The organism is Flavobacterium artemisiae, from assembly GCF_042678225.1.
Lineage (GTDB): Bacteria > Bacteroidota > Bacteroidia > Flavobacteriales > Flavobacteriaceae > Flavobacterium > Flavobacterium artemisiae.
Window position 1 is genome coordinate 582585 of sequence record NZ_JBHUDZ010000007.1, and the last position, 26441, is coordinate 609025.

Sequence of the window (26441 nt, forward strand, 5' to 3'; positions counted from 1 at the left end):
AAACCTGAAACTTAAAACAAATAAAAACTAGATTTTTTTCTTCATCCATTTTTAATTTCATTTCGTTAAGTTTGCTTCAAACAACATTTCCCAAAATAAATACCTAGAATAAAGCATGAATCGCTCCGAACAATTATCCAAATTACAAAATACCGAAAAATGGGACGTAATCATAATTGGCGGAGGTGCAAGCGGTCTCGGAACTGCAATCGACGCTGCAAGCCGTGGTTATAAAACTATTTTACTGGAAGCTATTGATTTTGCAAAAGGAACTTCGAGCCGAAGCACCAAACTGGTTCATGGCGGGGTACGTTATCTGGAACAAGGCGATATTCATTTGGTTAGAGAAGCTTTAAAAGAAAGAGGTTTGCTGGCTCAAAACGCAAATCATTTAGTCAAAAATCAATCATTTGTTATTCCTAATTATAATTGGTTCGCTGGTTATTTCTATACGTTCGGATTAAAGATTTACGATTTATTGTCGGGAAGTCTGAGTTTAGGAAGTTCTAAATATCTTTCGAAAAAGAAAACGATTCAACTACTTCCAAACGTTGAGGAAAACGGTTTAAAAAATGGTGTTATTTATCACGACGGACAATTTGATGATTCTCGTTTAGCTATAAATATGGCGCAAACTGCTGTAGAAAATGGAGCTTATGTTTTAAATTATACTAAAGTTGTCAATTTAGTTAAAGACGAAAAAAATCAGATTACTGGCGTAATTGCTGTAGATCAGGAAAGCGGTATTAAATATGAATTGAAAGGATCGGTTGTGATAAACGCAACTGGTGTTTTTACAAATGCTATCATGAAACTTAATGATAATGTTTACAAGAAATATATTGTTCCAAGTCAAGGTATACATTTAGTTTTTGATAAATCTTTTCTTCCTGGTGAAAATGCTTTAATGATTCCAAAAACAAAAGACGGACGAGTTTTATTTGCTGTTCCATGGCACAATCACGTTGTAGTGGGAACAACTGATACTTTAATTAAAAAACAAAGTTTAGAGCCGATTGCTTTAGAAAGCGAAATTCAATTTGTTTTGGAAACTTCTCAAAGATTCTTAGCCAAGAAACCAACAAGAGCCGATGTATTATCTGTTTTTGCTGGATTACGTCCGTTGGCGGCGCCTAAAGAAGAAGGTAAAAGTACCAAAGAAGTTTCGAGAAGCCATAAAATTATAGTTTCAGAAACTGGCTTAATAACGATTACTGGAGGTAAATGGACTACGTATAGAAAAATTGCCGAAGATATTATTGACAAAGCAATACTAAAAGGTAAACTGCCTAAAAAAAGTTGTAATACCCAGCATTTATCCATTCACGGAAATAAACCAACCAACTCTTTAGATAGAGAAAATCACCTTTATATATATGGTTCTGATATTCCTAAAATAATAGAACTTCAGGAAAGTCAGCTTGAGTTAAAAGAGAAACTGCATCCAAAATACGAATTCACAATGGCAGAAGTTGTTTGGGCAATTCGTTATGAAATGGCTAGAACTGTGGATGATATTTTGGCTAGACGTGTTCGTTTATTATTTTTAGATGCCAGGGCTGCAATAGAAGTTTCTGAAAAAACAGCACGATTAATTGCCAAAGAATTAGGACACGATGAAGTATGGATTTCTAAAGAAATTTCAAATTTTAATCAAATTGCGAAAGGTTTTCTCCTTCCTGAATACCAATAAATCATGATTTTTGATCATTTCTTCGAAGATTTGCCTTAAAATCATCTTACAAAAACTGTTTCGAATTATTTTTTAAAGAAAATCTTTTCTCAATTTTAAAAAATAGTTAAACACAACAATTTCAATACATTATATTAAATATTTGTTTTAAATTTAGCATCAAATTAATCTCGATTTTGTTCTTATAAATTTTGATTTCTTCGTATTAACAAAAAATTAACAAAACACTTGTATATACAACTATTAAAAGTTATACATTTGTATATACAAATTATACACTTACGACTATGACAATTGAAGAGGTTATTAAGAGTACGGTTAAGATGGATAATGCGAAAAAGGTTATTCTGAATATCATGTACACACAAAATGTGATTCAGGATCATTTCAACGAGTTGATCAAACCGTATGATTTATCTGGAGAGCAATATAATGTGTTACGTATATTAAGAGGGCAAAAAGGGAAACCTGCCAATATGTGCGTAATACAAGAACGAATGCTTGCTAAAACGAGCAACACAACACGATTGGTTGACAAATTATTATTAAAAGAATTTGTTACCCGAAATGTCTGCCCAGATAATCGAAGAAAAATAGAAGTCTTAATCACGCAAAAAGGATTGGACGTTTTAAAAGAATTAGATCCGAAAGTAGATGCGCATGAAAACACATTTGCTGAAAATTTAAAACCAGATGAACTGGTATTCTTAAATCAATTATTAGAAAAATTTAGAACCAATAAATAAAATAATAAATACTATGAGCAATTTCTTAGAAAATCAAAATTGGAGATATGCAACCAAACAATTTGATGCTTCAAAAAAGATATCAGATGCCGATTTAAATACATTAAAAGAAGCTGTTAGATTAAGCGCTTCTTCTTACGGATTACAACCTTATAAAGTGGTTATTGTTGAAAATCCAGAAATTAGAGAACAATTAAAAGGAGCCGCTTATGGACAAGGTCAGATTACAGATGCTTCTCACCTATTCATTTTTGCAAATGATTTAAGCCTTGACGCAGTTTCTGTTGATAAATACATCAGCAATATCAGCGAAGTAAGAGGTGTTCCAGCTGAAGCCTTAGGAGGATTCAGCGATATGATGAAAAATGTAATTGCAAATTTATCTGCAGATGCAAAACATATCTGGACTGCAAAGCAAACTTATTTAGCTCTAGGAAACTTATTAAATGCTGCTGCAGAATTAAAAATTGATGCAACTCCGATGGAAGGTTTCAATGCGGGAAAATTCAACGAAATCTTAGGTTTCGATAAACTAGGTCTAAATGCTTCTGTTATCGCTACAATAGGTTACAGACACGATGAGGACAACTCTCAGCACTTTAAAAAAGTTAGAAAATCACACGAGGAATTATTTATCACTATATAATTATTTATTAATCAAATTCAAATTTTAATTTTAACAAACATGAAAAATTTAAAAACAATTGCAATAGCATTATTCGTAGCAGCAGCTGGAATCTCAGTAAACGCTCAAACTAAAAAAATCGACGTAAAAGCATCTACTATCAAATGGGTAGGTAAAAAAGTAACTGGAGAGCACTCTGGAACTGTAAACTTCAAAGAAGGTGCAGTAGTTTTCAAAGGAAAAAAATTAGTTGGTGGTAGCTTCACTGTTGACATGACTTCTTTAACTTCTACAGATTTAACTGGAGAATACCAAGGAAAATTAAATGGTCACTTAAAAGCTGACGATTTCTTCGGAACTGAAAAATTCCCAACTTCAAAATTAGTTTTCAAAACTATCGGTGCAAAATCTGCTGACGTTTACACTGTAACTGCAGATTTAACTATCAAAGGAATTACTAAACCAGTAACTTTTGACATCACTGTAAAAGGAAACACTGCTACAACTGCTTTCAAAGTTGACAGAACTAAATACGATATTAAATACGGATCTGGTAGTTTCTTCGAAGGTTTAGGAGACAAAACTATCAATGACGAATTTGAATTAGCTGTAGCTTTAAAATTCTAATTTAGGACTTACTAATTCATACATTACGATAAACCCCAACAGTTTTAGGCTGTTGGGGTTTATTTTTTTTTATAAAACTTTCCATAAACATAACGTTCGTAACTTTAAAATAACACATTCGTAATAAGCATCGGGGTTTTGATTAACATATGGCTTCTAATTTTGGGAAAATTAAAAAAATCAAAAACTAGAAATTAAAATTATAGTTATGAAAACAAAATTACGAATTGCATTTATTACTCTGATTAGCAGCTTTTTTCTACACGCTCAACAGCAATCAAAAGGAATCATCGGTACATCAAACTGGATGAACAATTGGACAAACTTTAAACCGGCTGTAAATGAGTATAATGAAGCAACCAATATAATTGCCGGAACTATCGATAAAGATACTCGTTTATTAAAGCGCAATACTTACCATTTAGTTGGTGTTGTTTACGTTACCAACAATGCCACTTTGACTATTGAACCTGGAACAGTAATTCGCGGTGATGACAAAACCTGCGGTACACTTGTAATCACAAACGGATCAAAAATTATTGCAGAAGGTCTTGAAACGGATCCAATTGTTTTTACATCAGAAAATGAAAAAAACAACAGAAAACCAGGTGATTGGGGCGGTATTATCATTTTAGGAAAAGCGCCAATAAATACTTTAGGAGGTGTGAATACTTTACCTTTTGACCTAGAAGCCACTTTAAATCATTACGGAGGCCAAGATCCTGAAGATAATTCTGGAATTTTAAAATATGTTAGAATCGAATATGCAGGAAGAAAATTGAGTGCTTCAAAAGAACTTAACGGTCTTTCTTTGGCTGGAGTTGGAAGAAAAACAATTGTAAGTAATATTCAAATCAGCTTCTCTAACGACGATTCTTTCGAATGTTACGGAGGTGATTTGAATCTGAGTAATCTAATTTCGTACCGAACTACAGACGACGATTTTGATTTTACGCAGGGCGCGCAAATCAACATTACAAACAGTATTGCAATTCGTCATCCTTTTTCTTCAGATATTTCAGGCTCAAGATGTTTCGAGGTCGATTCTTATGAAAAAATCACTAATACTGATATGACAAAAAAGATGACTAAAATAAATGCGAGCAACATTACTTTGGTCAATTTAGAAGAAAACAATCAAGGTTTGGTTCGAGAATCTGCTTATATTAAAGAAAATACATTTTTTAGCTTGACAAATAGTGTTGTTTCAGGATTTACACCTTTTGCTTTATTAGAAGGAGCAATCGGAAATGGAGAAGCTAATTTGTCGAAAATCACTTTTAAAAATATCATTGCAAATAATTGCGTCGGAGAAATTGAAAGCGAATCATCAAGCAATAATTCTGGAATAAAAAGTTATTACAGCAACCCTGCAAATGGAATAGAATTTACCAAAATAAAGCTAAATGAGTTATTTGCACTTCCAAATATCAAAGGAAATCCAGATTTTAGATTAAATGTAAACAATACAATAGCTATTGGAAATTAAGGGTTTGAAGTAGTGTATCTATATAAAATTTAACAAATTTTCAGATTTCGAAAAGATTTTTTTGAAAATTTATGTACTTCAATTCAAATTACATTTATATCTTTGCTTCAACAAAAACAAATATGAACACGATTTTAAACAATACTTGGTGGTGGAACAATTTACGTCAGACGTCGTGAACAAAGCTTCCTATGGTATTGTAAAACTATAAAATATAAAAGGCTTGTCATCACGACAAGCCTTTTTTTTTGGCCGAAACTCAAACACAATTAAAAAATTAAAAAACATAAATTTTGAAACCTTTTATACTTAACACACATTACAAGCAAATTCTGGCAGACACGATTACGCCGGTAAGCATTTATTTTAAAATCAGAGATAAATTTCCAAATAGTCTATTATTAGAAAGTAGTGATTACCACGGAAATGACAACAGTTTTTCTTATATCTGCTGCAATCCGATTGCAACAATAAAAATCGAAAACGAAGTTATTTCTAAAACTTTTCCTGACGGAACTTCAGAAACTTTAAATATTGATGCTTCAACGAATATTCCGCAGGTAATTCAGGAATTTTCTAGTCAATTTAAATCGGAAAAAAACGACTTTAAATTTATCAATAATGGGTTGTTCGGATACATTTCTTATGATGCTGTTCGTTATTTCGAGAAAGTTTCGATTGCTAAAAAAGATACCGCAACTTCGATTCCAGATGTATTTTATGCGGTTTATCAAAACATTATTGCAATTAACCACTTTAAAAACGAAGCATACATTTTCTGCCACAGCGTAGACGGAAAAAACAATATTGCAGAAATTGAACAATTGCTTCAATCTAGAAATATCGCTTCATATAAATTCTCCAAAGAAGGTGAAGGTTTCTCCAATCTAACGGACGAAGAATTCAAGCAAAATGTAGCTTTAGCTAAAAAACATTGTTTTAGAGGAGATGTTTTCCAATTGGTTCTTTCCAGAAGATTTTCACAAGGTTTTAAAGGTGACGAATTTAATGTGTACAGAGCTTTAAGAAGCATCAATCCTTCTCCGTATTTATTCTTTTTTGATTATGGAGATTTCAAAATATTTGGGTCTTCGCCCGAAGCACAAATTATCGTAAAGAACAGAAAAGCCGAAATTCACCCAATTGCTGGAACTTTCAAAAGAACTGGAAACGACGAACAAGATGCGCTTTTAGCAAAACAACTTTCGGAAGATAAAAAAGAAAACAGCGAACACGTTATGTTGGTCGATCTTGCCAGAAACGATTTAAGCAGAAACGGACACGATGTCAATGTAGAAAAATACAGAGAAGTTCAGTTTTTCTCTCACGTCATTCACTTGGTTTCAAAAGTTACAGGACATTTACACGACAAAGCGACAACGATGCAGGTTGTTGCCGATACTTTCCCTGCTGGAACTTTAAGCGGTGCGCCAAAACACAGAGCGATGCAATTGATTGAAGACTTCGAAAAAACTAATCGTAACTTTTACGGCGGAGCTATCGGCTTCATGGATTTTGAAGGAAACTTTAACCACGCAATTATGATTCGAACTTTCCTTTCAAAAAATCATCAATTACATTGTCAAGCCGGCGCTGGAATTGTTGCAAGTTCTGACGAAGAAAGCGAAATGCAGGAAGTGTACAACAAATTAAGAGCACTGAATACAGCACTTGAAATGGCAGAAAAGATTTAGTTTCAAGTTTGTTTTGTTTCAAGTTTCAATTTGTTGAAACCTGAAACCTGAAACTTGAAACAATTAAAAACAAAAAACTATAAAAACCATGAAAAAAGCAATATCAATTTTAGTTTTAATTATTAGTATGACAGCTTGTAATTTAGAAAAAGAACGTAATCCGATTGAAGGAACCTGGCGTCTTATATCGGCAGAAACGACAGAGAAAGATTCTACTTTTTCTACTTTCAATACCAAAACTAAAATGATTAAAATTATTAATGAAACGCATTTTGCTTTTTTTAATCATGATTTGAAAAACGGAAAAGATTCAACAAATGCCGTGTTTTTTGGCGGAGGCGGAAAATATACTTTGAAAGACAGTACTTATACAGAACATTTAGAGTTTTTCAATAATCGCAATTGGGAGGACAACAGTTTTGAATTTACAGTGAAAGTTCAAAACGACACATTGATTCAAACGGGTGTAGAAAGAGTAGAGAAATTAGGAATCGACCGAATTATTACTGAAAAGTACGTTCGAGAAAAATAAAAATTTAGTTTCAAGTTTTTTCGTTTCAAGTTTCAAGTTATTGGAACGCGAAACTTGAAACCTGAAACTTTGAAACAAAAAACAACACAATGAAAAAGATTTTAGTTATAGACAATTACGATAGTTTTACTTACAACTTAGTGCACTATTTAGAAGATTTAAACTGCGAAGTTACCGTTTACAGAAACGACGAATTTGATATTGACGAAATTGCTTCTTTCGAGAAAATTTTACTTTCTCCAGGACCAGGAATTCCAGACGAAGCAGGTTTATTAAAAGCTGTCATTCAGAAATACAGTCCAACGAAAAGTATTTTGGGCGTTTGCTTAGGACAGCAGGCAATCGGAGAAGTTTTTGGAGGAACACTTACAAACCTTGACAAAGTGTATCACGGTGTTGCCACTCATGTAAAAACGGTTGTTGACGACGAAATTTTGTTTGAAGGTTTAGGAAAAGAATTCGAAGTTGGCCGTTACCATTCTTGGGTTGTAGACACGAACCTTCCAGACGAATTAGAAGCCACTTCGTTTGATGAAAATGGACAAGTAATGTCGCTTCGTCACAAAAATTATGATGTAAGAGGCGTACAATTTCATCCAGAAAGTGTTTTAACTCCAAACGGAAAAAAAATGCTGGAGAATTGGGTGAAGAGTTAAAATGATTTTTGTCAAGAAATCTAATCATAAAAAACCAGTTCAAAAATTTTATTTTAACTTTCAAGGATTAACATCAACTTGTTAATTCTTGAAAAAGTTAAACTTTAAAACCAATCAAAAATGAAAAAAATTCTACTCAGTTTATTTATTCTTATTTCGGCCTATTCATTTGCAGCTGACATAAACGGTAAAGTATTTTTAGATAATGTTGTTACTTTTGAAAATTGCACGATAACATTCACTCCTGTATCGCCAAGTGCAGTTTTCTCTCAAACCACATCTCTATCAAATGGTACATTTACAGCTAATGTTGCAAATGGTGTTTATAATATTAAGTATGAAAAAAATGGGTATCAAACTTATGAATTATTAAACTATTTTATAAATGGAAATGCAACGTTAAACGATATCACTTTATCTTCTAACAATTTAGTTTTAGTAAATGGTAACGTTAGTGGATTATGGACAAAAGGCAATACCTATAGAGTTACAGGAAATATAATTGTTCCTGCCGGACAAACATTAACGATTGAAGAGGGAGTTGACGTAAAATTTGATGGTTATTATTCTTTAACTGTTAATGGTACTTTATTAGCAAATGGTACCGCTGATAAATATATTAGATTTACATCGAACAGCACTTCCCCATCAAAAAAAGATTGGAATCAAATAGTTGTAAATGGTATTTCAAAAATGGATTATTGCATTATAGAGTATGGAAAAGCAAAGAATGATGACAATATTGGTATTTTAAACATAACAGGAAACCTGACTTTAACAAACAGTATCGTTAGAAATTCTGAGCAAAGTGCTATAAGTATCCGAAATGCAGGAAATATTGTGGTTGAAAAAAATAAAATATACAATTGCGCTTATGGATTTTCAATCTATACAACAGGAAAAGTTATAATTCAAAACAATGAAATATACAATCACATTTGGATAGGTATAAATATATATCAGGCTTCTACATTATCAATTTTTAAAGATAATATTATTCATGATTGTACATATCAGGGTATACAATCGATTGAATTTAACTACAAAATTGAAAGAAACATAATATTCAATACTGGAACTGCAATATTTGTTACTTACGGCCAGCCAACAATCATTAATAATACATTAATTTATAATCAACATGGTATTGGTTTATATGATAATCCATCGATAATACCAAATCCTATTATTAATTCAAATATCATAAGTAACAATTCAAATTATGCAATTTATTCTAGTGGAACATACAAACCTCAATTAGTTTCTTATAATTTAATTTACAATAATGGTTCTGGAATAGGTAATCTATTACCTGTAGGTGTGGGCACCATTATTACAACAAATAAAAACAATACACCTGCAGATGCCTATTACAATATTTTTGTTGATCCTCAATTTGAATCTACTGTTTTAGGAAATAACAATTTCTGTGATTTAAGAAGTGATTCTCCTGCGGTAGATGCCGGTGATCCATCTATAGTTATATTAAATGGTACTATTGCTGATATAGGTGCAAAAGAATTAGGCGGGAATTTATCAACTGGAGACTTTACAAATCCTAAGTCAATAACTGTTAAAGTTTTTCCTAATCCAACATCTGATTATTTATCTTTTGAAACAAACCAAAATTTAACTTTCGATTCAATTAAGTTCTTTGATATTAATGGAAAAACTATTGATCAAGTAAAGTTGTCAAATTCTACCTCTGCCTATCAATGGAAAGTGTCTGACCATCTTACAAAAGGAGTATACTTATACACAATTATGAATGGCAGTACCTCCATTAGCTCAGGAAAATTTATAAAAAAATAAACAAATTCTATTCTTAACAATAGAACACAACTTAGAATAAAAAAATGAAAACAATATTAAATAAATTAATCAACCACGAAGTGCTTTCTAAAGAAGAAGCAAAAAACGTTTTGATTAATATCTCAAGCGGTCAATACAATCCGAGTCAGATCTCGGCATTTTTGACTGTTTTTATGATGCGAAGCATTACGATTGATGAACTTTCGGGCTTTCGCGAAGCTTTATTAGAACTTTGCATCCGTGTAGATTTATCGGCTTATAATACTATTGATTTGTGTGGAACGGGCGGTGACGGAAAAGATACTTTCAATATTTCAACTTTGGCTTCTTTTGTTTCGGCTGGAGCAGGAATTAAAGTAGCAAAACATGGAAATTACGGAGTTTCGTCTATTTCTGGATCGAGCAACGTGATGGAAAAAATGGGAATAAAATTTAGTAACGATCCAGGATTTTTAGAAAAATGTATGGAGAAAGCTGGAATCTGCGTTTTACACGCTCCCCTATTTCACCCAGCTATGAAAAACGTTGGCCCGATCAGAAAAGAATTAGCGGTAAAAACATTCTTTAATATGTTGGGACCAATGGTAAATCCAGCATTTCCACAAAATCAATTGGTCGGCGTTTTCAATTTAGAATTGGCGAGAATGTATGCTTATTTGTACCAAAATACGAATGTAAACTTTACGATACTTCATTCGCTTGACGGATATGATGAAATTTCATTAACAGGTCCAACCAAGATTATTACCAGTCATATGGAAGGAATGTTGAATCCAAGTGATTTAGGCGTTAGACTTTTATCTCAAACCGAAATCGAAGGCGGAAAAACCATTGAAGAATCTGCTGCAATTTTCACCAATATTATTTCTGGAAAAGGAAATGAAGCGCAGAATAATGTGGTTTGTGCGAATGCAGCAATGGCAATTTCAACCGTGACAAAATGTTCTCCACAAGAAGGTTTTGAACTGGCAAAAGAAAGTTTATTCTCTGGAAAAGGATTGAAAGCTTTACAAACATTACAAGAATTAAGTAAATAATTTTTTAGTTTCAGGTTTAAGGTTTCAAGTTATTAGAACGTGAAACTAAAAAGACTTGAAACTTGAAACAAATAAAAACAAACACAAATTTCACGAATTTGCACTAATTAAATTTGCGCCTTTGTGACTTTGCGGCAAAACAACAACAATGAATATTTTAGATAAAATAATAGTAGACAAAAAACGAGAAGTGATTCTAAAGAAATCAATTATTCCGGTTTCTCAGTTGGAAGCTTCAGTGTTTTTTGGAAAACAAACCATTTCATTAAGTCAAAACTTAAGAAACAGCAATTCTGGAATTATCGCAGAACACAAACGTCGTTCGCCTTCAAAATCTATTATCAACAATAATTTTACGGTTGAAGAAGTGGTAAAAGGTTACGAAAATGCAGGTGCTTGCGGAATTTCGGTTTTAACAGACGGAAAATATTTTGGAGGCTCGCTTGACGATTTACTTTTAGCAAGAGCATCAGTAAATATTCCGCTTTTGCGAAAAGAATTTATCGTAGACGAATATCAAATTTTAGAAGCAAAAGCTCACGGAGCCGATTTGATTTTATTAATCGCAGCAGTTTTAACGAGAGAAGAAATCAAATCTTTATCTGAATTTGCTAAGAATTTAGGTTTAGAAGTTCTTTTGGAAGTTCACAATCTGGAAGAACTAGAAAAATCAATTATGCCGACATTGGACATGATTGGTGTAAACAACAGAAATCTAAAAACCTTCGAAGTAAGTTTAGATTTCAGTAAAGAATTGGCAGAAAAAATTCCAGACGAATTTGTAAAAGTTTCGGAAAGCGGTATTTCATCTATTGAAGCTATTCACGAGTTAAAACCGTATGGCTACAAAGGTTTTTTAATTGGAGAAAACTTCATGAAAACCGATAACGCAGGTCAAGCAGCAACAGAATTTATTAGTAGAATATAATTTTAGTTTGCCACAAATTACACAAATTTCCACGAATTAAATTAGTGTAATTCGAGTAATTCGTGGCAAAAAAAACAAAAACTTAGTGTCCTTGGCACTTTCGTGGCAAAAATAAGCACAAAGCTTTGTGAACTTAATCTTTTCAAAGCATAATCAAACACAAAAAACCTTAGCGCACTTTGCGGTAAAAAACACAACGAAAATGAAACTCAAAATATGCGGCATGAAATATCCAGAAAATATCCTCGAAGTAGGCGCGCTCCTACCCGATTATATGGGATTTATTTTCTGGGAAAAGTCCGCTAGATATTGCAATGGGAATGTTCCCGAACTGATAAAAACAATCAAAAAAGTGGGCGTTTTTGTCAATCAAAGTCAGAAAGAAATTCTGGAGAAAGTCGAAAAATACAATTTACAAGCCGTTCAATTGCATGGAGAAGAATCAGTTGAATTTTGTTCAGCTTTAAAGGAAAAACTTCCAAAGAAAATTGAAATCATCAAAGTATTTTCTGCAGATGAAAATTTCGATTTTGAAGTTATAAAACCTTTTGAAGAAGTCGCTGATTATTTCCTGTTTGATACCAAAGGAAAACTTCCAGGCGGAAATGGGACAACTTTCGACTGGACAATATTAAAAAAATACAATTCCAAAAAGCCCTTTTTCTTAAGTGGCGGTATCGGAATTAAAGAATTGAAGGCCATTGAAGAAATTTCAAAAACCAATTTACCGATTTATGCAGTCGATATAAACAGTAAATTTGAAATCGAACCGGGGCTTAAAAACAAAAATTTATTAACCAACTTCAAGCGAAAATTTGAGGTTGCAAACTTTTAAAATTTCAAAAAATGAGTTTTAACGTTAACGAAAAAGGATATTACGGAGAATTTGGCGGTGCTTATATTCCAGAAATGTTATATCCGAATGTAGAAGAACTACGTCAGAAATACTTAAGTATAATGGACGAACCTGACTTTAAAGTGGAGTTTAACCAACTGCTTAAAGATTATGTTGGACGCCCTAGTCCGTTGTATTTTGCAAAACGTTTGTCTGAAAAGTACAATACCAAAGTTTACTTAAAAAGAGAAGATTTAAATCATACAGGAGCACACAAAGTAAACAATACCATTGGGCAAATTTTGCTTGCAAAACGTTTAGGCAAAAAAAGAATTATTGCCGAAACAGGAGCAGGACAGCACGGCGTAGCTACTGCAACGGTTTGTGCTTTAATGGGAATTGAATGCATTGTTTATATGGGTGAAATTGACATTGCGCGCCAAGCACCAAACGTAGCACGTATGAAAATGTTAGGCGCAGAAGTTCGTCCAGCACTTTCAGGTTCAAGAACTTTAAAAGACGCTACAAACGAAGCAATTCGCGATTGGATCAACAATCCGGTTGACACACATTATATTATCGGATCGGCAATTGGACCCCATCCTTACCCAGATATGGTAACGCGTTTTCAGAGCATTATTTCAGAAGAAATTAAATGGCAGTTAAAAGAAAAAGAAGGCCGCGAAAATCCTGATTATGTAGTGGCTTGCATTGGCGGCGGAAGTAATGCTGCCGGAACGTATTACCACTTTTTGCACGAACCAGAAGTGGGAATTATTGCTGTTGAAGCTGCTGGAATGGGCGTTGACAGTGGTCATAGTGCTGCAACAAGCAAATTAGGAAAAGTAGGAATTATTCACGGTTGCAAAACCCTTTTAATGCAGACTCCAGACGGACAAATTACAGAGCCTTATTCTATTTCCGCAGGTTTAGATTATCCTGGAGTTGGACCTTTGCATGCACATTTAGCACAATCTGGAAGAGGAGAATTTTTCTCAGTTACCGATGATGATGCTATGAATGCTGGTCTTCAATTAACCAAATTGGAGGGAATTATTCCTGCTATCGAAAGTGCTCACGCCTTTGCTGTTTTAGATCAGAAAAAATTTAAACCTACAGATGTTGTAGTGATCAGCCTTTCTGGCCGCGGTGATAAAGATTTAGATAATTATATTGATTACTTTAAATTGTAATAAAAATTGTAATTTGGACCTTCGGATCAAGCCATCACGAATGCTAACAAATTAAGAGAAAATTATAATTATGGAACTATTATTCTCATACGGAACATTAAGATCGAAACAAATTCAAATGCAGATTTTTAATAAAGTTTTAGTTGGATCACCAGATCAAATACTGGGTTTCAAACTTAAAAGTTTACAAATAGAAGAAGAATTTGGAATGGCAGATTATGTTGTGGCTGTACCAAGCGAAAGTTTGGAGGACATTATACATGGTGCTGTTTTTGAAGTTTCTAATCCAGAACTGTTAAAAGTAGATCAATTCGAATCTAATTCATACAAGAGGGTTCAAGTCAAACTTCAATCTGGAAGAACGGCTTGGATTTACACCGAAAATAAATAATCAAAAATGATTTTAGCGGCAGCGCAAACAAAACCAAACAGATACAATATTGATGCTAATTTATTAGATCATTATCGTCTTATTGAATTAGCTGGTCAAAATGGAGCAGATTTGATTGTATTTCCAGAAATGTCTATCACAGGATATGAAAGGATTGATGCAGCACCTCTAGCTTTTACAAAAGACGATTCTAGAATTAATTATCTCAAAGAATTGGCTGCAAAACATAAAATCATCATTATTGCAGGTGCGCCGATTATAATTGATTCCGAGATGTTTATCGGTCAATTTGTAATTGCTCCAGATCAATCGGTTTCTATTTACACAAAGCAATTTTTGCATGAAGGTGAAGATGAATTCTTTATTTCTTCGTTCAATTATAATCCGATGATTGAGATCGAAAACAAGAAAATTTCTTTTGCAATTTGCGCTGATATTGACAATCCAAAGCATCCTGAAAATGCTTCGAAAAAAGGTACAGATATTTATATTGCGAGCATCTTCTTTTCGCCAAACGGAATTCCGAGTGCATATCGGGATTTACAAAGTTATGCTGCTAAACATCAAATGAATGTTTTAATGTCCAATTTTGCGGGAGAATCTTGGGGTTCGCCATCTGCAGGACAAAGCGCTTTTTGGAATAATAAAGGGGAATTAATTGCCCAAATGAATGACTCAGATTCTGGATTATTAATTGTTGAAAGCAAAAATAATAATTGGGAAAGTAGAGTTTTGAAAATTTAAAAATCAAAGATTTAAAAAGTTTTTTTACGCAGATTTTACAGATTTAAACAGATTTTAATTAAAATAAAATCATGTTGATCTGCTTAAATCATTCTAAATCTGCGTGAAACAAACTTTTAATCTTTGGCAAAACAAAACATAAACATACCTAACAGGTTTTAAAAACCTGTTAGGATAAAAAATATTAGAAATGAACAGAATAACTCAGAAATTACAAGAAGATAAAAAGATTTTGTCAATTTACTTTTCGGCAGGATTTCCTAATTTGAATGACAGCGTTCAGATTATTCAGGATTTAGAGAAAAACGGAGTTGATTTAATCGAAATCGGATTGCCTTTCAGCGATCCTTTGGCAGACGGACCGACAATTCAGGCGAGTTCGACAACGGCTTTACAAAACGGAATGACAACGCAGCTTCTTTTTGATCAGCTTAAAAATATCCGCGAAAGCGTAAAAATTCCGTTGATTATTATGGGATATTTTAATCCGATGTTGCAATATGGTGTTGAAGCTTTCTGCCAAAAATGTGCTGAAATCGGAATTGACGGTTTAATTATTCCAGATCTTCCGGTTGATGTTTATGCAGATGAATACAAAGCTATTTTCGAAAAATATGGCTTAATAAACGTTTTCCTTATTACGCCTCAAACTTCAGACGAACGTATTCGTTTTATTGACAGCGTTTCGAACGGATTTATTTATATGGTAAGTTCTGCGAGCGTTACGGGTTCACAAGCTGGATTTGGAGATACTCAAGAAACTTATTTCGAGAGAATTGCTCAAATGAATTTGAAAAACCCACAGATTGTTGGTTTCGGAATTTCGAACAAAGAAACTTTCAATCAAGCTACTAAATACGCAAAAGGAGCTATTATAGGAAGTGCCTTTGTTAAGCATTTATCCGAAAATGGAAGTGGAAAAATTTCGGAGTTTGTTGGAGGGATTCGATAGAATTTCTTTTCAAAATATAAATTGAGACGGCGTTTAATTTTTTAAATGCCGTTTTTTTTATTACTAAATTGTGTTGATAGATAATTATATTTATAAAGAAATTTATCCTAAAAATTATATGAAGAAACTGAATTTAGTTCTATTTATATCTGGTGTCTTTTTACTTTTTGCAAGCTGTAAAAAAGACGAGACTTTTTCGCAAATATCTTACAATAAAAAAGCTAATGAATTGATTCAACAGATTATTACAGATGATTCATGTGCATGCATTTTAGAAATACCGCAAGAGTCAATGATTAAAACAAGAAATAATGAACATCCAGATATTGAAATTAATATCGAGCCATTTATTGTCAAAAAACTTCATCTAAAAAACACAAAACAATTGGATAGCTTAGAAAAAGTTTCCGAAAAATTCATCTTAGATACTTTTTTTTTAAAGCAAAAAAATATCCAAATTATCAAAAGAGATTTTGTTTTAGACACAGCGATTAAAGACAGAGACCTCATTCTCTTAAAAAAATGTCCAAAAGGTATTTTATGTTTTTCGAAACCTATTATAGATGAACGAAATAATGTTGCAGGAATATTCTATACGCCAATGTTCGTCTGTTTAGGAAGTCCTTTATATATTTATAAATTCGAAGATAACAGGTGGATTATAAAGCAATAAAAATTCAGATATCACTTAAAAATAACATCTAAATTCTACTTATGAAAATTTGCAAGCTCATTATGTTTGTATCTACTCTGATTCTTTTTACAAACTGTGATAATAGTTGGGATTTATCAGAATTGTATGTTTTAAAAATTGAAAATTCTTCAAAAGTTATTTATAAATATGATGCTTGGGGAGGGCGAGATTCACATAAATTTGGATATATAATTTTAGATTCAATTTATGTATTTGATATTAATAATACTGAATCATTACCTTTTCAATATTTTGAAACCGTTCCAACAAAACAGAATATTTCTGGTGTTGTCTGCGAAGAATTTGATGATCAAATAGCCACTAACAAAATCTTTACTCCTTTAAAAATTAAGGATAGTGAGGAAAAAGAAATTAAAGTTACAACTAAGATTTTCCAAAATGAAGGATTTTTGCTTAGAAATCAAGGTTATAAAAGATATCAATTTGAAACATTTAAAGAATCTCGCGATAGTATTTTCTTTTATAATTTAAATGATATTAAGAGTTTGGAGCCTGAACATTTAGATGTTTTAAGAGTCAAAAAAACAAATGTTTTTATCAGAACAAAAAGCCCAAACATTGTTTCACAAATAGAAATTGAAGATTTGAAATTATCCCCAAAAAATGAAATTATTTCTAATATCCAATATGATCTGACACCAAAAAACAAAACTGACATTCGATCATTTTCTAATATTGGTATTTTTAAGCAAGTGAAATTACCAAAAAATTAAATTGAAAACAATTAGCCTGAGAGAGTAGATTTTTCAGGCTTTTTTTGCTCTATGTACAAACCTAAAGTCCAAAACACCGAAACTGTTTTATGTTAATGTTATGTTAAAATAAAATTAAACAAGTGTTTAAATTAAACAAGTGTTTAATTTTGTACTCGATTAGAAACAATACTATGTCAAACATCGAATTAAACGACAAAAAAATTCAGATTCTTGAAGTCGCAGAAAGACTTTTTTCTGAGAAAGGATTTGAAGGAACCTCGATACGCGATATTTCTAAAGAGGCAAAAATTAATATTGCCATGGTTTCGTATTATTTTGGATCAAAAGAAAAGCTATTAGAAGCTTTGATTCTTCATAAAACTGTTGATCTAAAATTACAACTCGAAAATTTATTGCAGGAAAATCTCGAACCTCTTGAAAAAGTCAAGAAATTAATCGAAATTTACGTTAACCGAATTTGCCTTAACAAAGGCATTTACAGGGTTTTACATTTTGAACTTAACAATAAAAAACGAGAAAAAAGCTTAAATGCTTTTACGGAACTTAAAAAAGGAAATCTAAAAGCTGTAGAGAGTATTATCAAACAAGGTCAGGACCAGGGTGTTTTCAGAAAAGATATTACGATTCAACTGATTACTCCTACTATCATTGGAACCTTTTTTCACTTTCACATGAATCGTTCTTTCTTCGAAGAATTACTGGATTTAAAAACTGAAGAAATGTTTAACAATTACATTAAAAACGATCTTACAAAGCACATTCAACAAACTATAAAAGCGCTACTTGTTTATGAAAATTAGTCAATTAATGCTCTTTGGAGTTTTCTTTATCGGAATATCTTCAATAGAAGCACAAGAAAAAACAAGTTTAACCTTAGACGAAGCCGTTAAAATGGCATGGGAAAAGAGTAACGAAGTTACGCTTGCCAACACTAAGGTAAACTCAAAAAAATATGAACTTCAGTCGGTTAAAAATAACCAATATCCAGATTTAAAAATTTCGGGGCAATACCAAAGATTAACAAAAGCTTCTATCGATATGCCAAATCAGGGTGAAAGTGGTTCTTTAGCTTCACCTGACCGCGCAATGATCGGAATGGCAAATTTAAGTTTACCAATTTTTGCTGGATTTAAAATTCAGAGCAATATTGATGCTTACGAAAGTTTGTATGAAGCGGAAACGGTTACTGCAGAAAAAACTAAAGAAGATGTTGCTTTACGAGTAATCACTTATTACACAGCTTTATACAAAGCACAAAAAACTTTGGATGTTTTAAATGAAAACCAAAAAAGTGCTAAACAGCGTGTAACTGATTTTATTGAATTAGAGAAAAACGGAATTATCCCGAGAAATGATTTATTGAAAGCGCAGTTATTGGTTTCAAAAACGCAATTATCTATCGATGAAGCTAATAATAATCTCAATAACATTAACTTTTATCTTGTCACATTACTTAAATTAGATCCTTCAGTAAAAATTCAGGTTAATGAAGATGATTTCTTCAATTTGAAAACAGCTAACGCCCCAACATCGGATGCGATGGCTCTTGAAAACAGAAAAGATTTAGAGGCTATTCGTTTACAGCAAAAAGCTTCAGAATCTAATGTTAAGATTGCAAAAGCAGGTTATTACCCAACCCTTTCGTTACTTGGTGGTTACACAGCTTTAGATCTTAAAGATATTATTACTGTAAAATATGCAATGAACTTTGGTTTAGGTTTATCTTATGATTTATCTGGTATTCTAAAAAACAGCGCACATGTAAAACAAGCTGAAAGCAGAGCGCTTGAAGTAAAAAATACAGAAGCTATTATGACTGACCGCATCAAGGTTGAAGTGCAGAAATCTATCGAAGATTACGATTTAGCAATCAATCAAAGTGTGGTTTATGAAGAAGCTTTTCAACAAGCTACTGAAAACTATAGACTTGTAAAAGATAAATTTGACAACGGTTTGGCAGATACCAATGATTTGGTTGAGGCTGATGTTGAACAATTAAGCGCAAAAATCAATACAGCTGTAGCAAAAGCGGCAATCATTCAAAAATATTACGAATTACTTTCAGTATCAGGACAATTATCACAATCATTCAATCTTTCTAAAATATAATCACAGCTCTCATGGAAAAGAAAAAGACAAATAAAAAATTCATCATCATACTAACCGTTTTGGTTTTAGTGGGCGGAACTTACGGAATATCTAAATACTTACACGCACAAGCTCATGAAGAAACTGATGATGCTCAGATTGAGAAAAAAATGAACCCAATTATTCCTAGAGTTTCTGGTTATATCAGCAAGGTTTATGTGAAAGATAATGATTTTGTAAAAAAAGGAGATACTTTATTTACAATCGATAAGAGAGATTATCAGTTAAAAATTGACGAAGCAAATGCTGCTTTATTAGGAGCTGAAGGTCAGTACGAAGCTGCAAAAGCTGATATTGGATCTGCTAACGCAAGTATTTCTGTTTCTGATGCTCAAATGAGATCTGCTACTGGTTCTATTGAAAGTGCAAAAATCAGATTGAGACAATTGACAAACGATTTTAACCGTTACAACAATTTATACAAAACACATACAATCACAAAACAGCAATTTGAGCAAGCTCAGGCTGCAAAAGATGAAGCTGAAAACCAAGTACGTGTTTTAGAACAACAACAAAAAGCAAGTTCTTACCAAAAATCGGTAATTGAATCTAAATCTAAAGTTTCTGACAAACAAACTGAAGTTGCTTCTGCAAACATCAAAAAAGCTAAAACAATGCTTGATGTTGCTCACTTAAACCTTTCTTATACAGTAGTTACTGCTGCAATTGACGGTCAGGTTTCTAAAGTTGATATTCAGCCAGGACAATTGGTACAACCAGGACAATCTTTATTTTATATCATTAATAATAATGAAGCTTGGGTTGTAGCAAATTTTAAAGAAACACAATTAAACAAAATGGTTGTGGGGCAAAAAGTAAGCTTAAAAGTAGATGCTTATCCAAACTATGAGTTTAAAGGAACTGTGACATCATTTTCTCCTGCAACAGGATCACGTTTTTCTTTACTTCCTCCTGATAATGCAACAGGGAACTTCGTAAAAACAATTCAGAGATTACCAGTAAAAATTAGTCTAGACGAATCAAACGATCCTGAAAAAGTAAAATTATTACGTCCAGGAATGAATGTTGACGTAGACGTACATTTAAAATAAATAAATGGCAGCAGCAGTACAAGCAGACGACGATTTAGTAGAATACGGTTACCGACGCGTCATTATTACGATTACGGCAGTACTTTGTGCACTGTTGGAAATCGTTGATACGACGATTGTAAACGTAGCTCTAACAGACATGCGCGGAAGTCTTGGTGCTACCTTGACCGATGTGGCATGGGTTATTACAGCATACGCAATTGCGAATGTTATTGTAATTCCGATGACGAGCTGGCTATCCCAGCAATTTGGAAGACGTAATTACTTTGTGGCCTCTATCATAATATTTACAGTCTGTTCCTTTTTGTGTGGTAATGCTACAAATATTTGGGAACTAGTCGCCTTCCGATTCGTACAAGGTATGGGTGGTGGAGCGTTACTGGTAACAGCCCAAACGATTATTACAGAAAGTTACCCAGTGGCAAAACGTGGAATGGCGCAAGCAATTTACGGAATGGGAGTTATTGTTGGACCAACTCTTGGACCACCTTTAGGAGGTTATTTGGTTGATAATTATTCTTGGCCTTACATTTTCTATATCAATATTCCGTTGGGAATTATTGCAACTATTTTAGCTTTAACTTTTGTTAGAAGCCCGAAATATGGAGAAAAATTGAAAGCCAATCAGGTTGACTGGTGGGGAATTATTTTGCTGAGTTCTTTTATTGGTTCACTGCAATTCGTATTAGAACATGGACAACAAGACGACTGGTTTAATGATTCCTTAATTGTAACTCTTAGTGTTGTTACTGTTTTAGGATTGGTTCTTTTTATATGGCGAGAGCTTACTTATAAGCATCCAATTGTAAACTTGAGTGTTTTAAAAGATGGAAATTTAAGAATCGGAACCATTATGTGTTTTATACTTGGTTTTGGTTTGTATGGTTCAACTTTGATTATCCCAATTTACACGCAGTCAATTCTAGGATGGACAGCAACTGACGCCGGATTATTATTGATTCCAGGGTCTATCACAACAGCGATTATGATGCCTTTTGTGGGTAATATGATTCAGAAAGGAGTACCGCAAGGATACATGGTAGGAGTTGGATTTTTAGTCTTCTTCTTCTTTACCTTTATGATGTACAGCCGTATGACACCCGATACTGGAGTTGAACATATGTACTGGCCTTTAATTTTAAGAGGAATTGGTCTTGGATTACTTTTCGTTCCGATTACGACACTTTCTCTTTCAACTTTAAAAGGAAAACAAATTGGTGAAGGTGCCGCTTTTACTGGAATGATGCGTCAGTTAGGAGGATCATTTGGTATTGCGATTATTACGACTTTTATCACCCGTTTCAGCCAGTCGCACAGAGTAGATTTGATTAATAATTTAGATCCTGCAAAATTTGAAGTACAGCAAAGACTTCAGGGAATGCAACACGCCTTTATGGCAAAAGGTTACACTGCTGATGTCGCTTTGAAAAAAGCCTATCAAGCAATTGAAGGCTCTGTAATGAAACAGAGTACAGTAATGGCATACATGGATATTTTCATGTATTTAGGAATTATGTTTTTATGTTGTATACCCATCATTCTTTTCATCAAAAAAGGAAAAAACAAAATTAATCCTGCTGATGCAATGCATTGATATTTAATAATTATTTATAATACGAAAAAGCCGAGTCAATTTCCTGTGACTCGGCTTTTTTTTGTTTTTGTTATTTTTGTTTCAGGTTTCAAGTTTCAAGTTTCAGGTTTTCTTAACTTTGTGAACCTCGTGTAAATCTTTGCGCTCTTGGCGGTTAAAATAGTAAGCACAAAGTAAAGAAACCTTAGCCCCTTTGTAACTCAGCACCTTTGCACCTCAAAAAAAATTTATCTCGTAAACACCAAATGATTTCCTTTAGAAAGATTCGCATCAAACTGATATCCATCATAATTGAAACCTTTTAAGTCGTCAATTGTTTCTGCATTTGTATCGATGATGTAACGCACCATCATACCTCTCGCCTTTTTAGCAAAAAAACTGATCATTTTTAGTTTTCCGTCTTTATAATCTTTAAAATCTGGAGTAATAACAGGAACTTTTAAAGCTTTTACATCAACTGCTGAGAAATATTCGTTACTAGCTAAATTCACGAATAATTCATCTTTTTTCAATTCTTTATTTAAAGCTTTGGTAACTGTAGGTTTCCAGAATTCGTGCAGGTTTTTAGATTCTCCAACTGGCATTTTTGTTCCCATTTCTAAGCGATACGCCTGCATTAAATCTAAAGGTTTTAAAAGTCCGTAAAGACCAGACAAGATTCTCAATTTATCTTGCAAAGCATCTAATTTTTCTAGCGGAATTGTATAAGCATCTAAACCAGTGTAAACATCGCCATCAAAAGTATAAACGGCTGGACGTGCATTTTCAACTGTAAAAGGCGTTTTCCAATCTTGATTACGTTTCCAGTTTAAATCGGCTAGTTTGTCTGAAATCGACATTAACTCTGATAATTCTGAAGGCTTTTTTGCTTTTACTATTTTATGAACGACTTTAGCTTCTTTTAAAAAAGCTGGTTCTGTATGCTGTGTTGTAGGTAATTCTTTTTCGAAATTTAATGACTTCGCTGGCGATATAACAATTTTCATTTGTGCATTTTTAATTGATTCAAAAATACAAATTGCATTTCTAAAAATTATCGTTTGTAATTGATTTGTTTGATGATGCTATAAATGTTTTTTGCCACAAATTACACAAATTTTCACAAATTACTCTTTGAGGTTCTTTGCCACAGATTTAAAAGATTTACACAGATTTTCTCAATCACTTGCCATTTTTTTTCTGCCACGAATTGCACAAATTTTCACTATTAAAAATCTTTTTTAAACCTTTAAATCTGTGGCTAAAAAATAAATTCGTGAGAATTCGTGCAATTCGTGGCAACCATTCCCATTTTAATAAAATTCTGCACTACAAAATGTGAAATTGTTCAAAAAAGTGAGCTCTAGATTATAATAGGCATTTTCTATGTTGTAAATTTGCATGCATTTTATTTCGATCGAAATTTGAAATGTGTTTTTTATTCAAAAATTGAATTCGTGGCTATACAAACAAACTACAAAACTGCTTTACAAAATAAAATCTTCGATATCATTTCGAAAGCTTCTCAAGAATTAAACATTGACTCTTATGTCATTGGCGGATTTGTTCGTGATTTACTTTTAAAACGTGGTTCTAAAAAAGACATCGACGTCGTAGCAGTTGGAAGCGGTATCGAATTGGCATTAAAAGTTTCAGAATTACTTCCGAACAAACCAAAAGTTCAGGTTTTTAAAACCTATGGAACAGCGATGTTGCGTTTTGAAGATACGGATATCGAGTTTGTTGGCGCGCGAAAAGAATCATATACCCGCGACAGCCGAAATCCTGTTGTGGAAAACGGAACTTTACAAGACGATCAAAATCGTCGTGATTTTACGATTAACGCTTTTGCTCTTTCATTAAATAAAAATAATTTCGGAGATCTTTTAGATCCTTTCGACGGTTTGACTGATTTGGAAAACAAAACTATCAAAACGCCTTTGGATCCAGATATTACTTATTCTGACGATCCTTTGCGAATGCTTCGTGCAATTCGTTTTGCAACTCAATTAAATTTCGAAATCGAAGAAAATTCATTGAATGCGATCACAAAAAATGCGGAACGTATCAAAATTATTTCTGGCGAAAGAATCGTTGATGAGTTGAACAAAATTCTTTTGACAGATAAACCGTCTACTGGATTTTTACTTTTATACAAAACTGGACTTTTAGATATAATTTTACCTGAATTGACTGCCTTGAATCAGGTAGAAGAAATTGAAGGTCATACGCATAAAAACAATTTTTATCACACTCTTGAAGTTGTCGATAATATTTGCCCGAATACTGATGATGTTTGGTTACGCTGGTCAGCATTATTGCATGATATTGGAAAAGCGCCGACAAAACGTTTCAACAAAAAACAAGGATGGACTTTTCACGGACATGAATTCCTTGGCGGAAAAATGGCAAAGAAAATCTTCGAACGTTTGCACATGCCATTGAACCATAAAATGAAATTTGTACAGAAAATGGTTGTGATGAGTTCGCGTCCGATTGTTTTGGCTGAGGATATTGTAACCGACAGTGCTGTACGTCGTTTGGTTTTTGATGCTGGAGAAGATGTTGAAAATTTAATGACTTTGTGTGAAGCTGACATTACAACAAAGAATCCGTCGAAATTCAAAAAATACCATAAAAACTTTGAAGTTGTCCGAAGAAAAATTGTCGAAGTCGAAGAACGTGATCATGTTCGTAATTTTCAGCCGCCAATTTCTGGAGAAGAAATTATGGAAATGTTTGATTTAAAACCTTCACGTGAAATTGGTGTTTTAAAAGAAGCGGTAAAAGAAGCGATTTTAGAAGGTGTTATTCCAAATGAATATCAGGCTGCTTATGATTTTGTGATTAAGCGAGCAGCTAAATTAAATCTAGCACTTAAGAAATAATAATGATAATTATCGGAGTCATATTTTTATTAATTATTATATCGGCACTTTTAGTAACTAATATACTTTTTTATAAAAAGCTCAAAAATATTAGTAAGGGACAACTTAAACATATTTTGCTTTATTTTTTGTTCTCTATTGGTTCCATGTTCATAATTGCGATACTATATTATTTTTTTGAAAAATACATTCTGCTCAATTTATTTGGGAATTCATTCCATGCATCTATTACTGAAAGAATAATAAAATTTATTATGCTATTTTCATTATACATATGTGGAAGTTTTTATTTTTCAAAATTTTACCTAAATAAACTTACAAAAATAAACGAAATCGAATTAATTGGAAAAGAATGAAAAAAGAGAATAAATCAGTAATCATTTGGTTACTATCGGGTTGTGTTTTATTATTTTTAATGGTTGTTGTTGGCGGTATCACACGTCTAACCAATTCAGGTTTATCAATGACCGACTGGCATTTGGTAACCGATACCTTCCCTCCTTTAACAGAAACCAAATGGCAGGCCGCGTTTGACGAATACAAAAAGTTTCCAGAATATCAGAAAATCAATATTCACAACGATTTTCAATTAGCCGATTATAAGTTCATTTACTTTTGGGAATGGTTTCACCGTTTCATCGGCCGTATCATTGGTTTGGTTTTCTTTGTTCCGTTTGTTTATTTCTTAATCAGAAAAAAATTAGATACTCCAACCATTAAAAAATGCATCGTTCTTTTGGCAATGGGAGGTTTCCAAGGATTTTTAGGCTGGTTTATGGTTAGAAGCGGTTTAATTGATAATCCAGATGTTAGCCATTTTAGACTTTCTCTGCATTTGACTTTTGCATTTATCACTTTTGCTTACACACTTTGGGTGGCTTTAGATTTAATCTATCCAGAACGAAATATTAATAAAATTCTTCCGCTTCGCACAATTGCTCGTTATGCTTTGGCCGCTTTATTAATTCAGATTATTTACGGCGGATTTGTGGCAGGATTAAATGCTGGTTTAATTCACAATCACTGGCCTTTAATGAGCGACGGAGAATTTATTCATGAATCGGTTTTTATTGAACAATCGACTTTAGTAAAAAATTTAATTGAAGGGAAAAGCGGTGTTCAGTTTGTTCACAGAACTTTTGCTTATGTTGTTGTCGCAGTTATTCTTTTTCTTTTCTTTAAAAGTAAAAAATATACCCTTACCCGCACTCAGGCAAACGGAATCAATACTTTAGTCGTTTTTGTTTTTATTCAGTTCTTATTGGGAGTTTTCACTTTGTTATACAGCGTGCCTTTGGCTTTAGGGTTAATTCACCAGATTATGGCATTTTTCCTTTTGAGCGCTATGACATTTACGTTGCACAGATTGAGTAAATAATGTACTTTTAGTAAAAA

The 26441-nt window shown here is 32.9% G+C and carries 25 protein-coding genes; 24 read left to right on the forward strand and 1 reads right to left on the reverse strand.

Features of this window, described 5'->3' with window-relative positions; translation table 11 throughout:
- The first annotated feature begins 115 nt into the window (after nt 1-115).
- The 22 genes from ACFSC2_RS07745 to ACFSC2_RS07850 all read left to right on the forward strand — a co-directional run bounded on the left by ACFSC2_RS07745 (nt 116) and on the right by ACFSC2_RS07850 (nt 22179).
- Nucleotides 116-1693, forward strand: coding sequence for a glycerol-3-phosphate dehydrogenase/oxidase (locus tag ACFSC2_RS07745; RefSeq protein ID WP_379816825.1), 1578 nt, complete (start codon nt 116-118; stop codon nt 1691-1693).
- A 287-nt stretch (nt 1694-1980) separates the two neighbouring features.
- Entirely contained in the window at nt 1981-2439 is a 459-nt protein-coding gene (locus ACFSC2_RS07750) for a MarR family winged helix-turn-helix transcriptional regulator (protein WP_379816826.1), read from the forward strand.
- A 13-nt stretch (nt 2440-2452) separates the two neighbouring features.
- A complete protein-coding gene (locus ACFSC2_RS07755) occupies nt 2453-3085 on the forward strand; it encodes an NAD(P)H-dependent oxidoreductase (protein WP_379816827.1) in 633 nt (210 codons plus the stop codon).
- 39 nt (nt 3086-3124) lie between these two features.
- Nucleotides 3125-3691 (forward strand): YceI family protein, encoded by a 567-nt coding sequence (locus ACFSC2_RS07760; protein ID WP_379816828.1) that lies wholly within the window; start codon nt 3125-3127, stop codon nt 3689-3691.
- A 208-nt stretch (nt 3692-3899) separates the two neighbouring features.
- Nucleotides 3900-5180: a hypothetical protein gene (locus tag ACFSC2_RS07765; RefSeq protein WP_379816829.1), complete on the forward strand. Its 1281-nt coding sequence runs from the start codon at nt 3900-3902 to the stop codon at nt 5178-5180.
- A gap of 293 nt (nt 5181-5473) precedes the next feature.
- Entirely contained in the window at nt 5474-6874 is a 1401-nt protein-coding gene (locus ACFSC2_RS07770; RefSeq protein WP_379816830.1) for an anthranilate synthase component I family protein, read from the forward strand.
- 88 nt (nt 6875-6962) lie between these two features.
- On the forward strand, nt 6963-7406 hold the full coding sequence (locus tag ACFSC2_RS07775; protein ID WP_379816831.1) for a hypothetical protein: 444 nt from the start codon (nt 6963-6965) through the stop codon (nt 7404-7406).
- A gap of 89 nt (nt 7407-7495) precedes the next feature.
- Nucleotides 7496-8062: an anthranilate synthase component II gene (locus ACFSC2_RS07780; RefSeq protein WP_379816833.1), complete on the forward strand. Its 567-nt coding sequence runs from the start codon at nt 7496-7498 to the stop codon at nt 8060-8062.
- Between the two features lie 120 nt (nt 8063-8182).
- Nucleotides 8183-9874, forward strand: a complete 1692-nt coding sequence (locus ACFSC2_RS07785; RefSeq protein ID WP_379816834.1) for a right-handed parallel beta-helix repeat-containing protein — start codon at nt 8183-8185, stop codon at nt 9872-9874.
- Between the two features lie 44 nt (nt 9875-9918).
- Nucleotides 9919-10911: an anthranilate phosphoribosyltransferase gene (gene trpD, locus ACFSC2_RS07790; protein ID WP_379816835.1), complete on the forward strand. Its 993-nt coding sequence runs from the start codon at nt 9919-9921 to the stop codon at nt 10909-10911.
- Nucleotides 10912-11059: 148 nt separating this feature from the next.
- On the forward strand, nt 11060-11839 hold the full coding sequence (gene trpC / locus ACFSC2_RS07795; protein WP_379816836.1) for an indole-3-glycerol phosphate synthase TrpC: 780 nt from the start codon (nt 11060-11062) through the stop codon (nt 11837-11839).
- A gap of 202 nt (nt 11840-12041) precedes the next feature.
- The gene (locus ACFSC2_RS07800; RefSeq protein ID WP_379816837.1) at nt 12042-12674 is read left to right on the forward strand and encodes a phosphoribosylanthranilate isomerase; all 633 of its coding nucleotides are present in this window, start codon (nt 12042-12044) and stop codon (nt 12672-12674) included.
- Between the two features lie 11 nt (nt 12675-12685).
- The gene (trpB, locus tag ACFSC2_RS07805; RefSeq protein ID WP_379816838.1) at nt 12686-13867 is read left to right on the forward strand and encodes a tryptophan synthase subunit beta; all 1182 of its coding nucleotides are present in this window, start codon (nt 12686-12688) and stop codon (nt 13865-13867) included.
- Between the two features lie 70 nt (nt 13868-13937).
- Nucleotides 13938-14258: a gamma-glutamylcyclotransferase family protein gene (locus tag ACFSC2_RS07810; protein WP_379816839.1), complete on the forward strand. Its 321-nt coding sequence runs from the start codon at nt 13938-13940 to the stop codon at nt 14256-14258.
- 6 nt (nt 14259-14264) lie between these two features.
- Nucleotides 14265-15002: a carbon-nitrogen hydrolase family protein gene (locus ACFSC2_RS07815; protein WP_379816840.1), complete on the forward strand. Its 738-nt coding sequence runs from the start codon at nt 14265-14267 to the stop codon at nt 15000-15002.
- Between the two features lie 190 nt (nt 15003-15192).
- Nucleotides 15193-15954 carry a tryptophan synthase subunit alpha gene (gene trpA / locus ACFSC2_RS07820; RefSeq protein WP_379816841.1) on the forward strand — a complete coding sequence of 254 codons (762 nt, stop codon included), beginning with the start codon at nt 15193-15195 and terminating at the stop codon, nt 15952-15954.
- 118 nt (nt 15955-16072) lie between these two features.
- Nucleotides 16073-16627, forward strand: coding sequence for a hypothetical protein (locus ACFSC2_RS07825; RefSeq protein ID WP_379816842.1), 555 nt, complete (start codon nt 16073-16075; stop codon nt 16625-16627).
- Between the two features lie 41 nt (nt 16628-16668).
- On the forward strand, nt 16669-17382 hold the full coding sequence (locus ACFSC2_RS07830) for a hypothetical protein (RefSeq protein WP_379816843.1): 714 nt from the start codon (nt 16669-16671) through the stop codon (nt 17380-17382).
- Nucleotides 17383-17555: 173 nt separating this feature from the next.
- The gene (locus ACFSC2_RS07835; protein ID WP_379816844.1) at nt 17556-18185 is read left to right on the forward strand and encodes a TetR/AcrR family transcriptional regulator; all 630 of its coding nucleotides are present in this window, start codon (nt 17556-17558) and stop codon (nt 18183-18185) included.
- The gene (locus ACFSC2_RS07840; RefSeq protein ID WP_379816845.1) at nt 18175-19494 is read left to right on the forward strand and encodes a TolC family protein; all 1320 of its coding nucleotides are present in this window, start codon (nt 18175-18177) and stop codon (nt 19492-19494) included. The genes ACFSC2_RS07835 and ACFSC2_RS07840 overlap by 11 nt, the downstream gene beginning before the upstream one ends.
- An 11-nt stretch (nt 19495-19505) precedes the next feature.
- A complete protein-coding gene (locus ACFSC2_RS07845) occupies nt 19506-20585 on the forward strand; it encodes an HlyD family secretion protein (RefSeq protein ID WP_379816846.1) in 1080 nt (359 codons plus the stop codon).
- Between the two features lie 4 nt (nt 20586-20589).
- Complete coding sequence (locus ACFSC2_RS07850) at nt 20590-22179, forward strand: MDR family MFS transporter (RefSeq protein WP_379816847.1); 1590 nt, start codon at nt 20590-20592, stop codon at nt 22177-22179.
- 227 nt (nt 22180-22406) lie between these two features.
- On the opposite strand, the gene yaaA is transcribed toward ACFSC2_RS07850, so the two are convergent.
- Nucleotides 22407-23165, reverse strand: a complete 759-nt coding sequence (gene yaaA / locus ACFSC2_RS07855) for a peroxide stress protein YaaA (protein WP_379816848.1) — start codon at nt 23163-23165, stop codon at nt 22407-22409.
- A 450-nt stretch (nt 23166-23615) separates the two neighbouring features.
- On the opposite strand from yaaA, the gene ACFSC2_RS07860 reads away from it, so the two are divergent.
- Nucleotides 23616-25046: a CCA tRNA nucleotidyltransferase gene (locus ACFSC2_RS07860; protein WP_379816849.1), complete on the forward strand. Its 1431-nt coding sequence runs from the start codon at nt 23616-23618 to the stop codon at nt 25044-25046.
- A 352-nt stretch (nt 25047-25398) separates the two neighbouring features.
- Nucleotides 25399-26424 carry a COX15/CtaA family protein gene (locus ACFSC2_RS07865; RefSeq protein WP_379816850.1) on the forward strand — a complete coding sequence of 342 codons (1026 nt, stop codon included), beginning with the start codon at nt 25399-25401 and terminating at the stop codon, nt 26422-26424.
- Nucleotides 26425-26441: the final 17 nt, after the last annotated feature.

What these genes read in the sequence shown, in the direction of transcription:
- ACFSC2_RS07745 (WP_379816825.1), top strand. Translation starts at nt 116, where the DNA reads ATGAATCGCTCCGAACAATTATCCAAATTACAAAATACCGAAAAATGG.
- ACFSC2_RS07750 (WP_379816826.1), top strand. Translation starts at nt 1,981, where the DNA reads ATGACAATTGAAGAGGTTATTAAGAGTACGGTTAAGATGGATAATGCG.
- ACFSC2_RS07755 (WP_379816827.1), top strand. Translation starts at nt 2,453, where the DNA reads ATGAGCAATTTCTTAGAAAATCAAAATTGGAGATATGCAACCAAACAA.
- ACFSC2_RS07760 (WP_379816828.1), top strand. Translation starts at nt 3,125, where the DNA reads ATGAAAAATTTAAAAACAATTGCAATAGCATTATTCGTAGCAGCAGCT.
- ACFSC2_RS07765 (WP_379816829.1), top strand. Translation starts at nt 3,900, where the DNA reads ATGAAAACAAAATTACGAATTGCATTTATTACTCTGATTAGCAGCTTT.
- ACFSC2_RS07775 (WP_379816831.1), top strand. Translation starts at nt 6,963, where the DNA reads ATGAAAAAAGCAATATCAATTTTAGTTTTAATTATTAGTATGACAGCT.
- ACFSC2_RS07780 (WP_379816833.1), top strand. Translation starts at nt 7,496, where the DNA reads ATGAAAAAGATTTTAGTTATAGACAATTACGATAGTTTTACTTACAAC.
- ACFSC2_RS07785 (WP_379816834.1), top strand. Translation starts at nt 8,183, where the DNA reads ATGAAAAAAATTCTACTCAGTTTATTTATTCTTATTTCGGCCTATTCA.
- trpD (WP_379816835.1), top strand. Translation starts at nt 9,919, where the DNA reads ATGAAAACAATATTAAATAAATTAATCAACCACGAAGTGCTTTCTAAA.
- trpC (WP_379816836.1), top strand. Translation starts at nt 11,060, where the DNA reads ATGAATATTTTAGATAAAATAATAGTAGACAAAAAACGAGAAGTGATT.
- ACFSC2_RS07800 (WP_379816837.1), top strand. Translation starts at nt 12,042, where the DNA reads ATGAAACTCAAAATATGCGGCATGAAATATCCAGAAAATATCCTCGAA.
- trpB (WP_379816838.1), top strand. Translation starts at nt 12,686, where the DNA reads ATGAGTTTTAACGTTAACGAAAAAGGATATTACGGAGAATTTGGCGGT.
- ACFSC2_RS07810 (WP_379816839.1), top strand. Translation starts at nt 13,938, where the DNA reads ATGGAACTATTATTCTCATACGGAACATTAAGATCGAAACAAATTCAA.
- ACFSC2_RS07815 (WP_379816840.1), top strand. Translation starts at nt 14,265, where the DNA reads ATGATTTTAGCGGCAGCGCAAACAAAACCAAACAGATACAATATTGAT.
- trpA (WP_379816841.1), top strand. Translation starts at nt 15,193, where the DNA reads ATGAACAGAATAACTCAGAAATTACAAGAAGATAAAAAGATTTTGTCA.
- ACFSC2_RS07825 (WP_379816842.1), top strand. Translation starts at nt 16,073, where the DNA reads ATGAAGAAACTGAATTTAGTTCTATTTATATCTGGTGTCTTTTTACTT.
- ACFSC2_RS07830 (WP_379816843.1), top strand. Translation starts at nt 16,669, where the DNA reads ATGAAAATTTGCAAGCTCATTATGTTTGTATCTACTCTGATTCTTTTT.
- ACFSC2_RS07835 (WP_379816844.1), top strand. Translation starts at nt 17,556, where the DNA reads ATGTCAAACATCGAATTAAACGACAAAAAAATTCAGATTCTTGAAGTC.
- ACFSC2_RS07840 (WP_379816845.1), top strand. Translation starts at nt 18,175, where the DNA reads ATGAAAATTAGTCAATTAATGCTCTTTGGAGTTTTCTTTATCGGAATA.
- ACFSC2_RS07845 (WP_379816846.1), top strand. Translation starts at nt 19,506, where the DNA reads ATGGAAAAGAAAAAGACAAATAAAAAATTCATCATCATACTAACCGTT.
- ACFSC2_RS07850 (WP_379816847.1), top strand. Translation starts at nt 20,590, where the DNA reads ATGGCAGCAGCAGTACAAGCAGACGACGATTTAGTAGAATACGGTTAC.
- yaaA (WP_379816848.1), bottom strand. Translation starts at nt 23,165, where the DNA reads ATGAAAATTGTTATATCGCCAGCGAAGTCATTAAATTTCGAAAAAGAA.
- ACFSC2_RS07865 (WP_379816850.1), top strand. Translation starts at nt 25,399, where the DNA reads ATGAAAAAAGAGAATAAATCAGTAATCATTTGGTTACTATCGGGTTGT.